Genomic DNA, 13,961 nt, shown 5'->3' with positions numbered 1-13,961 from the left:
TCGGGCAAACCTCGACGGCTGCAATTCAAAGAGGGAGAAGCCTGATGTTCCGATGGGGTGTTTTGTCGACGGCCAAGATCGGCCGCGAGCATCTTTTGCCTGCAATGGTCGAGGCGGAGAACGGCGTGCTGTCGGCGATCGCCAGCCGCGACAAGTCGAAAGCCCGTGCCCTGGCCGATCGTTTCGGCGCGCCCCATGCCTTCGGTTCCTATAGTGAGCTGCTCGCATCCGGGGACGTCGACGGCGTCTACATCCCGCTGCCGACCGCGCAGCATGTCGAATGGACTGCCAAGGCGATCGAGGCCGGCAAGCATGTTCTGGTCGAAAAGCCGCTGGCGCTCGATGCCAAGGACATTCCGCCGCTGATCAAGCTGCGCGACGCCAAAAACGTGCTGGTCTGCGAAGCCTTCATGGTCGTCTACCACCCGCAATGGATCAAGGTGCGCGAGCTGATCGCCAACGGCGCCATCGGCCGGCTGCGCCATGTCCAGGGCGCGTTTTCCTACTACAATGTCGATCCCAAGAACATGCGCAACCAGCTCGACCTCGGCGGCGGCGCGCTGCCCGACATCGGCGTCTACCCGACGGTGTCGACGCGCTTTTCGACGGGCAAGGAGCCGCTGCGCGTCCAGGCGACGATCGAACGCGACAAGACATTCGGCACCGATATCTACTCCTCGATCCGCGCCGATTTCGGCGACTTCGAACTGTCGTTCTATTTGTCGACGCAGATGGCGGCGCGGCAGGTGATGGTGTTCCATGGCGAGAAGGGCTTCATCGAGGTGCTTTCGCCGTTCAACGCCGGGATCTATGACCATCATCGCATCGAGCTGCACAACCAGAACCACAGCGAGGCGCAAGTGTTCCGCTTCCCCGGCATGCAGCAATACCGGCTGGAGGTCGAGGCCTTCGCGCGGGCGGCACAGGGCGGCACCGACCGCGTCTTCACGCTGGAAGAGTCCGTGCTCAACCAGAAGGTCATCGACGCCATCTTCCGCGCCGGCGAGAAGGAAGGCTGGGAGACGGTCTGAACAAAATCGCCAAAGCCGGGGAGGAGCGCCCGGGGAGGAGAGAATGGCTGACGTTGCGAATGCGATCATTGTCGGCGCCGGCCTGCCGGCCTCGTCGCCGCGGCGGAACTGCCGAGGCCGCCTAGAAGGTCGTCGTCGTCGACCAGGAGCCGGGCCAGTCGCTCGGCGGCACCTTCCTCGTCGATTCGCTCATGGTACGCGGCGCTGGAAGGCACGTTTCTCGGCGGCTGCATCCTTTCCGGGCCGCAGCGCCGGCCGCGCGGCGTCACGCGGGGTGGGGTAGACCCCTCACCAGATCCACTCGCGCCTTCCCAAAACCGCCACCGCGTCGACGATGCGGGTAAAGCTTGACCGCGCACGGCCGACCGTATGCCGGGCTCTGAGATAACCATGCACCAGCCCCGGCTCCTCGAGCCAGAAGGCGTGGCCGTCTGCCGCAACGACGCGGTCGCGATAGGCCTCGCCATCTGACGACAGCGGGTCGCATTGCGCGGTGATCAGCACGGTCGGCGGTAAATTGGCGAAATCGGCGTCGGCCAGCGGCGACAGCGTGAGATCGCCGGTGCGATCCTCGCCGCCGGTCCTGATATTCGTGTAGAAATCGAGGTCGCGCACGGTCAGCATCGGCGCCTCGGCATGAGTCACATAAGACCCTTGCGAGCGGTCGCCGCCAAGGCCGGGATAGATCAGCACCTGGCCGATCGGCCTTCGTGCATGGCCGCGCGTCGCATGGCTGACCGCGGCGGCGAGGTTGCCGCCGGCGCTGTCGCCGCAAAGTAGGATCGGGCGCTTATAGGTCGTCGCCGCCCATTCGAAGGCGCTGATGGCATCGTCGAAGGCGGCCGGATGAAGATGTTCCGGCGCCAGCCGGTAATCGACCGAAACCACCTCATAGCCGGTGCGGCTGCAAAGCTCGGCACAGAGGTCGTCATGGCTGTCGAGCCCGCCAAGAATAAAACCGCCGCCGTGGAAATAAAGCACCATCGCCGCCGCTTCCGGCGCCGGTGTGCGGTAGACGCGGATCGGGATGGGATGCGAGGGCGTGGCAATGGCGGTGGTCTCCGCCGTAACGCCCTGGGGATAGCCGGCAGAGAACTCCCGGCACATGCGGTCGTAGATGTCGCGCTGCTGATCGATCGTGAAGTCGATCGTATCAGGCGGATAGTAGGAATTGGTCCGCTCGATGAAGGCCCATGTCTCGGCGTCGATGAGCTTTTTGTAGTCGGTCATGGGCGCTGACCGGATCGCAACGAATTCGCCTGGACACCCCCCTGTGTCCTGCCGGACATCTCCCCCTCAAGGGGGGAGATTGGCAGCTTCGGCCTTGCAGCCCATCGTGCAACGTTGGAGATTGGCGAAAACCGAAGCGACATCCGATCTCTCCCCTTGAGGGGGAGATGCCCGGCAGGGCAGAGGGGGGTGTGACGGAGTGCCGTCATTTCAACAATACCTTCATTTCCCCTTCCACACCGGGTCGCGCTTTTCGGCAAAGGCGCGAAACCCCTCGAGATTGTCCTCCGAGCCGTACAGTGCGTCAACCGTCGGCAATTGGCGGCGCGTCACCCGGTTCATAGCGTCCTGGAAGGTCAGCGATTCGGCGACCCGCGCCGTCTCCTTGATCGCGGCAAAGACCAGCGGCGGCCCGCCGGCCAGCAGCCGTGCGATCTCCCAGACGCGGTCCTCGAGCCTGTCCTTGGACAGCACCTCATTGACCAGTCCCCAGCGATGCGCCTCCGCGACATCCATCCAGCGGCCGGTGAGCAGAAGGTCCATGGCGACGTGATAGGGAATGCGTTTCGGCAGCTTGATCGTTGCCGCGTCGGCCAGCGTACCGGCGCGGATTTCCGGCAGCGCGAAGGAGGAATGATCCGACGCGTAGATAAGGTCGCAGGACAGCGCCAGCTCGAAGCCGCCGCCGACCGCCATGCCGCTGACGCAGGCGATCACCGGCTTGTTGAGGTCGCGCAATTCCTGCAGTCCGCCGAACCCGCCGACGCCATAGTCGCCGTCGACCGCATCGCCACCGGCCGCGGCCTTGAGGTCCCAGCCGGCGCAGAAAAACTTGTCGCCGGCGGTCTTGACGATGGCGACTCGCAGATCCGGATCGTCGCGGAACGCCTTGAACGTCTCGCCCATCAGCCGCGACGTTTTCAGGTCGATGGCATTGGCCTTGGGCCGGTCAAGCATGACTTCGAGGATGGTGCCCTCGCGGCGGGTGGTGATGACGTCAGACATTCTTGTTCTCTCCCAGCACCAGCAGCGCGTCGGCGATCCAGGCGCCATTGCCCTCGGTGCAGACGATCAGCGGGTTGATGTCGAGCTCCTCGATCTCGCCGGCATTTTGCTGCACGAAGGCGGCAATGCCTGATATCGCCTCGATGGCCGCCGCGACATCGGCCTTGGGCCGGCCGCGATAGCCTTCGAGCAGCGGGAACAATTTGAGCCCGCGCAGCGCCGCCTCGATGTCGTCGCGTGTCGCCGGCAGCATCAGCGTGACGCTGTCGCGCAGCAGCTCGACCAGCACGCCGCCGGTGCCCAGCGTCATCACCGCGCCGAACATCGGGTCGCGGGTGAAGCCGACGAGCAGTTCGGCGACGCCGTCGCGCACCATGCGCTCGACATAGAGGCCGGTGCCGAGTGGGGCGAGATCATGAGCGGCGGTGCTGACGGATTCGGCATCCCTGAGGTTGAGCCGCACCGCGCCGAGCTCGGATTTGTGAGTGACGCCCAAAGCCTTCAGCGCCACCGGAAAGCCAAGCGCCATTGAGGAGATCACCGCCTCGACCGCATTGCCAGCGCGTTCGCCCCTGGGCACGGGAAGCCCGGCGTCGATCAACTGCGCTTTCGCCTTGGCCTCATCAGGTGTGACATGGTCGCCGGCCGGTGCCCCGGACGCGGAGGTGTCGATCGGCTGCGCTTGCGGTTCGCGCCAGGCCCAGCCGATGAAGGCTGCCGCCTGGGCGGCGTCCATGGCCTCGGAAATGCCGAACAACGGCACCATGCCGCGCGCCATCAGCCCGGCGGTGTATTCCTCGGGCAGGTTCTCCGGCAGCGACGAGACGATCGCGCCCTGCGCGTTGTTGGTCTTCAGCGCCGACTCGAAGGCACGCAGAGTTGTCCACCAGTCGGTATCCGAGCAGCGGTCGGGGCGCGGAAAATCGAGCACCAGCATGTTGAGGTCGAAGCCGCCCGAGACCATAGCGGTGAAGGTGGCGGTCATCGCCGGCTCGTTGTTCCAGATGAAGGTGTGGTAGTCGAGCGGGTTGGCCACCGCAACCAGCGGCCCGAGCGTCGATTTGACGTGCGTGCGGTGCGTGTCGGTCAGCGCTGGGAAGTTCACCCAGCGGCCTTCGGCGCTGTCGGCCATGACAGACGCTTCGCCGCCCGAACAGCTCATCGACGACAGCCGGTAGCCGGGCAGGGGTCCGGTGACATGCAGGAGCTTGAGTGCCTCGATGAAGGCCGGAATCGAATCGACGCGGGCGATGCCGAGCCGCTTCAGGAACGCCCCCGAGGCGGCATCCGACCCGGCCAGCGATGCCGTATGCGAGACGGTCGCTTGCCGCGCCTGCTCGGAGCGGCCGACCTTCATGGCGATAACAGGCTTCTTCAGTTGCCGTGCCCGCGCGGCCAGCCTTTCGAAGCCGGCTACCGAATCGAAGGCCTCGATGTGCAGGCCAAGCGCGGTGACGCGGTCGTCCTCGATCAGGCCGAGCGCCATTTCGGAAAGGCCGGTCTGCGCCTGGTTGCCGGCGGTCATCAGAAAGGCGATCGGCAGGCCGCGCTTCTGCATCGTCATGTTGATGGCGATGTTCGACGACTGGGTGATGATGGCGACGCCACGGCCGCCCTCGGCCAGCCTGATGCCGCCATGCTGGTCGGGCCATAAAAGCGCGCCGTCGGCATAATTGATCAGGCCGTAACAGTTCGGCCCGATGATCGGCATCTGGCCCGCCGCAGCGACCAGCTCGGCCTGCAGCCGCTCGCCGTCCTCGTCATAGGCCTCGGTCTCGAGGAAGCCGGCGGCAAAGCAGACGGCGCCGCCGGCGCCGCGTTCAGCCAGCGCCTTGACCACCTCGATGGTCAAATGCCGGTTGACGCCGACAAAGGCGGCGTCGGGGGCGCCTGGTAGATCGGCTACCGAACGGTAGGCCTTGCGGCCGGCGACTTCGTCTTTGCTCGGGTGCACCGGCCAGATCTCGCCGGCAAAGCCCATCTTGATCGACTGCGCGACGACGGCAGCCGCCTGCGCGCCGCCGAAAACGGCGATCGTTCGCGGATGCAGAAGGCGTTCAAGTCTGTGCATCGATCAGCCCCCGAACGGGCGCAGCAGCGCCCGCGAGATGATGTGGCGCTGGATTTCCGAAGTACCTTCCCAGATGCGCTCGACGCGGGCGTCGCGCCAGATGCGCTCCAGCGGCAGATCGTCCATCAGCCCCATGCCGCCATGGATCTGGATTGCTTCATCGGCGACGAAGGCGAGCATTTCGGTGGCCTTCAGCTTGGCCATGGCCATGTCCTGATCGGTGACGGTGCCTTGATCGTACTTCCAGCCGGCTTCGAACACCATCAGGTCGGCGGCCTTCAGTTCGGTCGCCATGTCGGCGAGCTTGAACGACACGCCCTGGAATTTGCCGATCTGCTGGCCGAACTGCTGGCGCTGCGCGGCGTATTCGATGGCATGGCCAAGCGCCCGCTCGGCCCGGCCGAGACAGGTCGCGCCGACCTGCAGCCGGGTTGCGCCAAGCCATGAATTGGCGACGTCGAAGCCCTTGTGAACCTCGCCGAGCACTTGGGCTCCGGGCAGCCGGCAATCGTCGAACTCAAGGATTGCGTTGGTGTAGCCGCGGTGCGAGACGTTGCGGTAGCCGTCACGCACCGTAAAACCCTTGGTGCCCTTATCGACGAAGAAGGCGGTGATCTTCTTGCGCTTGCCGCGCGGCGTCTCCTCTTCACCCGAGGCCATGAAACAAATAGCGAAATCGGCAAGGTCGGCATGGCTGATGAAATGCTTGGTGCCGTTCAGCACCCAGTCGTCGCCGTCCTGCACGGCGGTCGCCTTCATGCCGCGCAGATCGGAGCCGGCGCCCGGCTCGGTCATCGCCAGGCAGTCCCATTTCTCGCCGCGAATGCAGGGATAGAGATACTTTTCGCGCTGCTCTGGCGTGCCGGCCAAGAGGATGTTGGAGGGCCGCGCCACGCAAGTCCAATGCAGCGCGTAATTGGCGCGGCCGAGCTCCTTTTCGTAAAGCAGCCAGGTCACCGTATCGAGCCCGGCGCCGCCGACTTCCGTAGGCATGTTGGCGGCGTAGAGCCCGGCTTCGATCGCCTTGGCCTTGATCTCCTCGATCAGCTCGCGGCGCAGCACGCCGGTCCGCTCGACCTCGCGCTCATGCGGGTAGAGCTCGTTCTCGACGAAGGCGCGCGTGGTCTCGACGATGAGTTTCTGTTCCTCGGAGAGGCCAAAATCCATAGTATTAGCCTTTCTTCTTTTTCTTCGGCTTTTCAGCCTTGGCCTTTTCGGCCGCCTTGGAGGCGGCGGGCTTCTTCGCCGCAAGCTTGGCGAGCTGCTTGGTATAGTCCTTGTGCAAGGCGCCGGCGCCCCAGCCCTTGCCTTTGTTCTGCTTCGACAACGCATCCATGATGGCGACCAGATTGTCGTCGCGGATCTTTTCGAGCTCGCGGATCGACAGCCCATGCGCCTGGTCGTCCGACTGGGTGGCGATCAGGTCGACCAGTTCGTCGTTGAACTCCGGCACATCCATCAGCTTGGTCCACGGCCATTTCAGGCACGGCCCGAACTGCGCCATAAAATGGCGCATGCCGGCCTCGCCGCCGGCGACGCGGTAGACCTGGAACATGCCCATCTGCGCCCAGCGCAGGCCGAAGCCGTAGCGCATGATGTCGTCGAGTTCCTCGACCGTGCAGATGCCGTCCTTGATCAGCCACAGCGCCTCGCGCCACGCCGCCTCCAGCAGGCGGTCGCCGACAAACGCCTCGATCTCCTTGCGGATCACCACCGGCTTCATGCCGATCGAGGCGTACATCTCCTTGGCGACTTCGATCGCCTCGGGAAAGGTCTGTTCGCCGCCGACGATCTCGACCAGCGGCAAGAGGTAGACCGGGTTGAACGGATGGCCGACGACCAGCCGCTCCGGATGCTTCTTCATCGCCACCTGCATGTCGGTCGGCTTGATGCCGGAGGTCGAGGAGCCGACAATGGCGTTGGCCGGCGCATACAGGTCGATCTCAGCCAGCACGCGATGTTTCAGGTCGAGCCGCTCCGGCACGCTTTCCTGGATGAAATCGGCATCGGCGACAGCATCGGCGATGGTCTTGGCAAGGGTCAGTTTGCCTTCCTTGGGCAGCCCGTCGGGCAGCATCTGCTTGTACGCGCGGCGCGCGCCTTTCATCACTTCGCCGACCTTGCGCGCGGCTTCGGGGTCGGGATCGAAAATCGACACGTCGATGCCGTTCAAGAGCAGCCGCGCCACCCAACCGGCGCCGATGACGCCGCCGCCGATGGCAGCCGCCTTGGTGATGATGCTCATGCGGAGGCTCCGGTTCTTGTCCTGGCTACTCTGGAATCGATGAGGGGCACGCGTTCGCCGGCGCGGATCACGGTGGGGTCATAGGCCCTGCGCGCGAACACTTCGAGCACGAAGGGCCGGAAGAAGTCGATCGGCAACGTCTCGTAATCCGGATCGAAGCTCGACTGGTCCCAGCGCTCGCAGAACTGGTCGCAATCGTCGAAATAAAGATCGCCGGCGAAACGGTCGCGCGCATGGGGATTGCCGCCGAGATGGTGGGCGTAATAGAGACGCTGGAAGTCGCCGTGCTTTTCCACCACCCAGGTGCATTGCTCGCGCACGAAAGGTTTTAAGATCGAAGCTGCATATTCATCGTGATTGTACGGCGCGTAGATGTCGCCGATGTCGTGCAGCAGCGCGCAGGCAATCCAGTCCGTGTCGGCGCCATCGCGCCAGGCGCGCGTCGCCGCCTGCAGCGAATGGCCGAGCCGGGTGATCTTGTAGCCGGACAGCCCTTCGTCGAGCTGGACAAGCGCGTCAAGCAGCCGTTCGCCGGTCTTCGCCGCATAGTCGATCTCGTGCTCGGTGAGGAAGGCGTAATCGTCGCGGTCGCCGTCCTTCATAGCGATGAATTTCACGGTCTTCATCGGCGGCTCCTCCCTGCCGATCCCTTGTTCAAAGCGGCGCGCGCTTCGTCAGGTTGAGCTTCTTGCGCACCTCATCCGGGCCGATCACCCTTGCGCCCATATTCGACACGATGCTGACCGCCCGCTCGACCAGCTGCGCATTGGTCGCCAGCACGCCCTTGTCGAGCCAGAGATTGTCCTCGAGGCCGACGCGGACATTGCCGCCGGCCAGCACCGCGGCGGCGGCATAGGCCATCTGGTTGCGGCCGATGGAAAACGCCGACCAGTTCCAGCTCGACGGCACATTGTTGACCATCGCCATGAAGGTGTTGAGATCATCCGGCGCCCCCCATGGCACGCCCATGCACAATTGCACGAGAGCATCCGCATCCAGCACCTTTTCCTCGACCAATTGCTTGGCAAACCACAGATGGCCGGTGTCGAAGGCCTCGATCTCCGGCTTGATGCCGAGCGCCGTCATCATGCCGCCCATGGCGCGCAGCATGCCGGGCGTGTTGGTCATGACATAGTCGGCTTCGGCGAAATTCATCGTGCCGCAGTCGAGCGTGCAGATTTCCGGCAGGCACTGGCGCACATGTTCCACGCGGTTGCTCGCGCCACCCATGTCGGTGCTTTTTTCGTTCAGCGGCAGCGGGTTTTCCGGCGAACCGAACACCATGTCGCCGCCCATGCCGGCAGTCAGGTTCAGCACCACGTCGACGTCTGCCGCACGGATGCGCTCGGTTACTTCGCGATAAAGGTGCACGTCGCGGCGCGGCTTGCCGGTCTCGGGGTCGCGCACATGGCAGTGGACGATCGCCGCACCTGCCTTTGCCGCATCGATGGCCGAATCGGCGATCTGCTTGGGCGAACGCGGCACATGCGGACTGCGATCTTGCGAGCTGCCGGACCCGGTCACGGCACAGGTAATGAAAACCTCACGGTTCATTGCAAGCGGCATGGATTTTCCTCCCAATCGGCACAGACGGTCCCGACCAACACGGCCTCAATCAAACATGGGCCCGATCGACCAGACGGCAACAATGCCTGACTTGCCGGAAACTGTTTTGCGTTTTACGAAGGCCGTATGATGAAAAGCGAAAAGCCGTCGATCTTTCGCGCCGAGCGCTCGCCGCTCAAGGTGACGCTGCTGGTGTTTTCCGGGTCGTCGATCATGTGCGTGGCATCGGCCGTCGATCCGCTGCGCGCCGCCAACCGTATTGCCGGCGAGACGCTGTTCGATTTCAGGCTGGTTTCGGTGACCGGCGAAGCGCCGGTCACCACATGCGACCTGCCAGTTGCGGTCAGCGGCCGCTTCGACGCGGCGGATACGACCGACATGCTTGTCGTGGTCGCCGGCTTCGGCACGCAGAACTATGCCACGTCGGCACTGCTTTCCGGCCTGCGCCGTGCGGCACGCGCCGCACGCGCCTGCGGCGGCGTCGAGGCCGGCACTTGGCTGGTGGCCCGTGCCGGCCTGCTGGAAGGGCGCAGCGCCACCACCCATTGGGAGGACATGGAGGATTTTTCCTCGGCCTTTCCAGGCGTCGATGTGCGCCCCGACCGCTACGTCATCGACGGGCCGGTCTTCACCTCCGGCGGCGCTTCGCCGACCTTCGACCTGATGCTGCATCTGATCCGTACGCGGCTCGGCATGGCCGTCGCGCTCGATGTGGCAAGCGTCTTCATCTACGATCAGGCGCGGGCGGCGACCGACGCGCAGCCGCTGGTCTCGCTCGGCCGCCTCGACGGCTACGATCCGCGGCTGGCGCAAGCCATCCGGCTGATGGAAACCCATATCGACCAGCCCTTGACCATCGCCGCGGTGGCGAGGCGTGCCGGGGTGACCGCAAGAACGCTGGAAAGCATCTTTCGCAAGTCGATCGGCGAGACGCCGGGCGCCTATTATCTCAGGCTGCGGCTGGGTGCCGCGCGCCGGCTGGTGGTCGACACGCGCGTGGCCATGGCCGATATTGCCGGGCGAACGGGGTTCTCGTCCGCCGCGGCATTTTCCAGGGCGTTTTCAAGAGCTTTCGGCGAAGCGCCGGTCAGGCTGCGTAGGGGATAGTCGGGATTAGGCAGCGTCCTGGCGGCCGCTTTTGCCGTCGATCTGCGAGCGCATCTGTCTCGCAAGATGGGTCTCAAAGCGGCTGGCGACCGCGCGATCCCATTCGTTTGCACTCCGCGCACCATGTTTTGGATGCGGCAGCGCCATTAGCCGGTCGATGATCGATCCAGCCTCGCCAGATGAGAGCAGGGCGTCGATTTCGCGTTCGTGCTGCATATCGTTTCGCCTCCTTCTTTCTGTTCCCGCCACGAACCACACTATACGGGATTCGTGACGGCTGTTTGAAGGCAAGAGCGAGGCGATTGAGGGGCGGCGCGAGGCAAAACCTTGTCGTCGGTTCCGCCCTCGCGCAAAGCTGTTCCGGGCCGGCGGGTCGTTCAAGAGCCGCCGACGCGACACCTCAGACGTACCGGTTGACGATATTCTCGAGCAGTTCCTGGCGGCCGGATCTCGGCTGCGGCTCGATCGTCTTCTTAACGACGCGCTCGGTGATCTCCTCCAGCGTCCGCTTGCCGGCAAGCATCGCCTTGGCCTCGGCAGAGTTCCATCCGGCATAGCGCTCGGCGAGTGGGGCGGACAGCGCCTTGTCCTCGACCATGCGCGCGGCGGCCTTGAGGCCGCGTGCACAGCAATCCATGCCGCCGATATGGCCAATCAGCAGATCCTGCGGATCGAGCGATTGTCGGCGGAGCTTGGCATCGAAATTGGTGCCGCCGCTTCTGAAGCCGCCGGCCTGCAGGACCTGGTAGTAGGCCAGCGCCATCTCCGGCACATTGTTGGGGAACTGGTCGGTGTCCCAGCCCGACTGGTAGTCGTTGCGGTTCATGTCGATCGAGCCGAAAATGCCGAGCGCATTGGCCAGCGCCAATTCATGCTCGAAGGAATGGCCGGCCAGGATCGCATGGCCCTGCTCGATATTGAGCTTGACCTCCTTCTCCAGCCCGAAGCGCTTCAGGAAGCCGTAGACCGTGGCGACATCATAGTCATACTGGTGTTTTGTCGGCTCCTGCGGCTTCGGCTCGATCAGGATGGTGCCCTTGAAGCCGATGCGGTGCTTGTAGTCGACGACCAGGTTGAGGAAGCGGCCGGCCTGCTCCTGCTCGCGGGCAAGGTCGGTGTTGAGCAGGGTCTCATAGCCCTCGCGGCCGCCCCACAGCACATAGTTCTCGCCCTTCAGCCGTTTGGTGACGTCGATGCAGTGTTTTACCGTTGCTGCCGCATAGGCAAAGACGTCCGGGTCGGGATTGGTGGCGGCGCCCGACATGAAGCGGCGGTTGGAGAACAGGTTGGCCGTGCCCCAAAGCAGCTTGACCCCGGTCTGCTTCATCTTCGCCGCAAAGTAATCGGCGATCTCGTCGAGGCGCGCGGCACTTTCGGAAAAATCTTTTCCTTCCGGCCGCACATCGGCATCGTGGAAGCAGAAGTAGGGGGCGCCAAGCAGCGCAAACATCTCGAAGGCGACATCGGCCTTGAGCTTGGCCAGTTCCATCGTGTCGACCCCGCCGGCCTTGGCAAACCACGGCCGATCGAACGTCTGGCCGCCGAACGGATCGCCGCCCGGCCAGGCGAACGAATGCCAATAGGCGACAGCAAAGCGCAGATGGTCTTCCAGCCGCTTGCCGGCGACAATTTCATCGGGATTGTAGAAGCGGTAGGCCAGTGGATTGGTCGAATCCGGCCCCTTATATTTGATCTTTTGGATGTCGCCGAAAAAGCCGCTGGTCATGATTGTCTGTCCTCTCGCATGGTTCTGTCCTGATTACCTCAGACGTAATTGGTTTCGCGCCGGCGCTGGATGAAAACGGTCATGTCAAAGCCACTCAACAACGGAGACAGACCATGACCGACCTCAACACGATCGCCGAAAACTACATCGCCGCCTGGAACGAGGGCGACGCCGCGCGCCGGACTGCCTTGCTCAAGGCGGCGTTCACCGAAGACGTCAGCTATCGCGACCCGATCATGCAGGGCGACGGCCATGATGGCGTCGCCGCACTGATCGATGGCGTCCAGCAGCGTTTTGCCGGCTTCCGGTTTTCGCTGAAGGGCAAGCCGGACGGGTTTGGCGACACGATCCGCTTCTCGTGGAATCTCGGACCGGAAGGCAGGGATTCCGTCATCGAAGGCACCGACGTCGGTGTCATCGAGAATGGCCGCCTGAAAAGCGTCACCGGCTTTCTCGACAAGGTTCCGGCACAGTGAGATCATCTCAGGCCTCGGCGGGGGTGGGAAACCACTCACGCGGTGGCGGCCTTGATGGCTGGGTAAAGCAAGCGATAGCGCTGATAAGCATCCGCATAGGCGTTGCTTAGCGCGGCGACCGGTTCGATGGTGGCATCGGTGGCCGGCGTCGTGCACACTCTGAGCGGATCGGCGCCCGTCGCCGCGATCATGCCGAGCCGGGCCGCACCGAAGGCAGCGCCGAAATCGCCGTCGGCCGGGATGTCGACGGGCAGGCCGAGCGCGGTGGCGATTGCCTTCAGCCAGTAGCGCGAGCGCGAGCCGCCGCCGATCGCCGTCACCCGCGTCAGCGTCGTGCCGGCCTTGGCCAGGGCTTCGAGACTGTCGCGGAAGGAGAAAGCCACGCCCTCCAGCACGGCCTGGGTCAACACGGCGCGGCTCGATTCATGCGCAAGCCCGGTAAACGAGCCGCGAATGGCCGAATCATTGTGGGGCGTGCGCTCGCCGGAGAGATAAGGCAGGAAGGACACGCCGGTCGGCGCCTTCAGCGTATCGCCGAGCTCGGCGGTCAGCTCGCCGGCGCCTTTCCCTGATATCTCCGACAGCCAGTTGAGCGAATCGGTTGCCGACAGGATGACGCCCATCTGGTGCCAGGTGTCGGGCAGCGCGTGGCAGAACGTGTGCACCGCGCTTTCCGGGTTTGGCAGATAAGACGCATTGGCGGCAAACAGCACGCCTGACGTGCCAAGCGAGACGAAGGCCTGGCCGGCGGCGACCGTGCCCATGCCGCAGGCCGACGCCGCATTGTCGCCCGCGCCGCCGGCGATCGGGATGCCCGCCTGCATGCCCCATTTCGAGGCCAATTCGCTGCGCAAGGCGCCGGCCTTCTCAGTGCCTTCGACCAGCGACGGCATCTGCCCTTCATCGAGCGACGTGGCGGAAAGCAGGTCGGTTGACCAGTCTCGCTTGCCGACATCGAGCCAGGACGTGCCTGCCGAGTCCGACATCTCAGAAATATGCTCGCCGGAAAGCCAGAGCCGCAGGAAATCCTTCGGCAGCAATACCTTTGCCACTCTGCCGAAAATATCAGGCTCGTTGTTTTTCACCCAGACCAGTTTTGGCGCGGTGAAACCGGGGAAGACGATGTTGCCGGTCAGCTTGCGAAAGCGCGGATCGGCGTCGAGCTTGGCCGCCTCGGCATGGCTGCGCGTGTCGTTCCACAGGATGCAGGGGCGCAGCACCTGGTCGCCGGCATCGAGCAAGGTGGCGCCATGCATCTGGCCGGACAGGCCTATGCCTTTGACGGCGGCGAGCTGTCCTGGATGGGAAGCCTTGAGTTCCGCGATCGCTTCCTCGCAAGCGCGGATCCACTCGGCGGGGTTCTGCTCGGACCAGCCGGGATGCGGCCGCGACACGTCGAGCGACGCGTGGCCGGAGCCGATGATCGTCTGCCCGGCATCGATCAAAAGCGCCTTGACGCCCGACGTGCCGAGATCGAGGCCGAGATACATGATGTCCTCCCAAT

At 64.3% G+C, this 13,961-nt stretch carries 13 protein-coding genes; 3 read left to right on the top strand and 10 right to left on the bottom strand.

Annotation, left to right across the window (positions count from 1 at the left end; translation table 11 throughout):
- Positions 1-44 precede the first annotated feature (44 nt).
- Positions 45-1,031 (top strand): Gfo/Idh/MocA family protein, encoded by a 987-nt coding sequence (locus CIT26_RS18895; protein WP_095493971.1) that lies wholly within the window; start codon positions 45-47, stop codon positions 1,029-1,031.
- A 288-nt stretch (positions 1,032-1,319) separates the two neighbouring features.
- Here CIT26_RS18895 and CIT26_RS18890 read toward each other — a convergent pair whose 3' ends face one another.
- The 7 genes from CIT26_RS18890 to bcoG all read right to left on the bottom strand — a co-directional run bounded on the left by CIT26_RS18890 (position 1,320) and on the right by bcoG (position 9,148).
- Complete coding sequence (locus CIT26_RS18890; protein ID WP_095493970.1) at positions 1,320-2,261, bottom strand: alpha/beta hydrolase; 942 nt, start codon at positions 2,259-2,261, stop codon at positions 1,320-1,322.
- Positions 2,262-2,483: 222 nt separating this feature from the next.
- Positions 2,484-3,266 carry a carnitinyl-CoA dehydratase gene (locus tag CIT26_RS18885; RefSeq protein WP_095493969.1) on the bottom strand — a complete coding sequence of 261 codons (783 nt, stop codon included), beginning with the start codon at positions 3,264-3,266 and terminating at the stop codon, positions 2,484-2,486.
- Positions 3,259-5,337, bottom strand: coding sequence for an acetate--CoA ligase family protein (locus CIT26_RS18880; protein ID WP_095493968.1), 2,079 nt, complete (start codon positions 5,335-5,337; stop codon positions 3,259-3,261). Before CIT26_RS18880 ends, CIT26_RS18885 begins: the two co-directional genes overlap by 8 nt.
- A gap of 3 nt (positions 5,338-5,340) precedes the next feature.
- The gene (locus CIT26_RS18875; RefSeq protein WP_095493967.1) at positions 5,341-6,504 is read right to left on the bottom strand and encodes an acyl-CoA dehydrogenase family protein; all 1,164 of its coding nucleotides are present in this window, start codon (positions 6,502-6,504) and stop codon (positions 5,341-5,343) included.
- Positions 6,505-6,508: 4 nt separating this feature from the next.
- Entirely contained in the window at positions 6,509-7,582 is a 1,074-nt protein-coding gene (locus CIT26_RS18870; protein WP_095493966.1) for a 3-hydroxyacyl-CoA dehydrogenase NAD-binding domain-containing protein, read from the bottom strand.
- Positions 7,579-8,208, bottom strand: a complete 630-nt coding sequence (locus CIT26_RS18865; protein ID WP_095493965.1) for an HD domain-containing protein — start codon at positions 8,206-8,208, stop codon at positions 7,579-7,581. Before CIT26_RS18865 ends, CIT26_RS18870 begins: the two co-directional genes overlap by 4 nt.
- Positions 8,209-8,236: 28 nt before the next feature.
- A complete protein-coding gene (gene bcoG, locus CIT26_RS18860; RefSeq protein ID WP_095493964.1) occupies positions 8,237-9,148 on the bottom strand; it encodes a 3-dehydrocarnitine:acetyl-CoA trimethylamine transferase BcoG in 912 nt (303 codons plus the stop codon).
- 126 nt (positions 9,149-9,274) lie between these two features.
- On the opposite strand from bcoG, the gene CIT26_RS18855 reads away from it, so the two are divergent.
- A complete protein-coding gene (locus tag CIT26_RS18855; protein WP_095493963.1) occupies positions 9,275-10,255 on the top strand; it encodes a GlxA family transcriptional regulator in 981 nt (326 codons plus the stop codon).
- A gap of 6 nt (positions 10,256-10,261) precedes the next feature.
- Here CIT26_RS18855 and CIT26_RS18850 read toward each other — a convergent pair whose 3' ends face one another.
- Positions 10,262-10,471: a hypothetical protein gene (locus tag CIT26_RS18850; protein WP_095493962.1), complete on the bottom strand. Its 210-nt coding sequence runs from the start codon at positions 10,469-10,471 to the stop codon at positions 10,262-10,264.
- A gap of 184 nt (positions 10,472-10,655) precedes the next feature.
- Complete coding sequence (xylA, locus tag CIT26_RS18845; RefSeq protein WP_095493961.1) at positions 10,656-11,981, bottom strand: xylose isomerase; 1,326 nt, start codon at positions 11,979-11,981, stop codon at positions 10,656-10,658.
- A 113-nt stretch (positions 11,982-12,094) separates the two neighbouring features.
- On the opposite strand from xylA, the gene CIT26_RS18840 reads away from it, so the two are divergent.
- Entirely contained in the window at positions 12,095-12,457 is a 363-nt protein-coding gene (locus CIT26_RS18840; RefSeq protein ID WP_095493960.1) for a nuclear transport factor 2 family protein, read from the top strand.
- Between the two features lie 35 nt (positions 12,458-12,492).
- Here the strand turns inward: CIT26_RS18840 and xylB are convergent, their stop codons facing one another.
- Positions 12,493-13,947 (bottom strand): xylulokinase, encoded by a 1,455-nt coding sequence (xylB, locus tag CIT26_RS18835; protein WP_095493959.1) that lies wholly within the window; start codon positions 13,945-13,947, stop codon positions 12,493-12,495.
- Positions 13,948-13,961 lie beyond the last annotated feature (14 nt).

This window comes from Mesorhizobium temperatum (assembly GCF_002284575.1).
GTDB classification, from domain to species: Bacteria; Pseudomonadota; Alphaproteobacteria; order Rhizobiales; family Rhizobiaceae; genus Mesorhizobium; species Mesorhizobium temperatum.
Note: the sequence above shows the minus strand (reverse complement) of the source record. Positions and strands in the feature narration are given on the sequence as shown.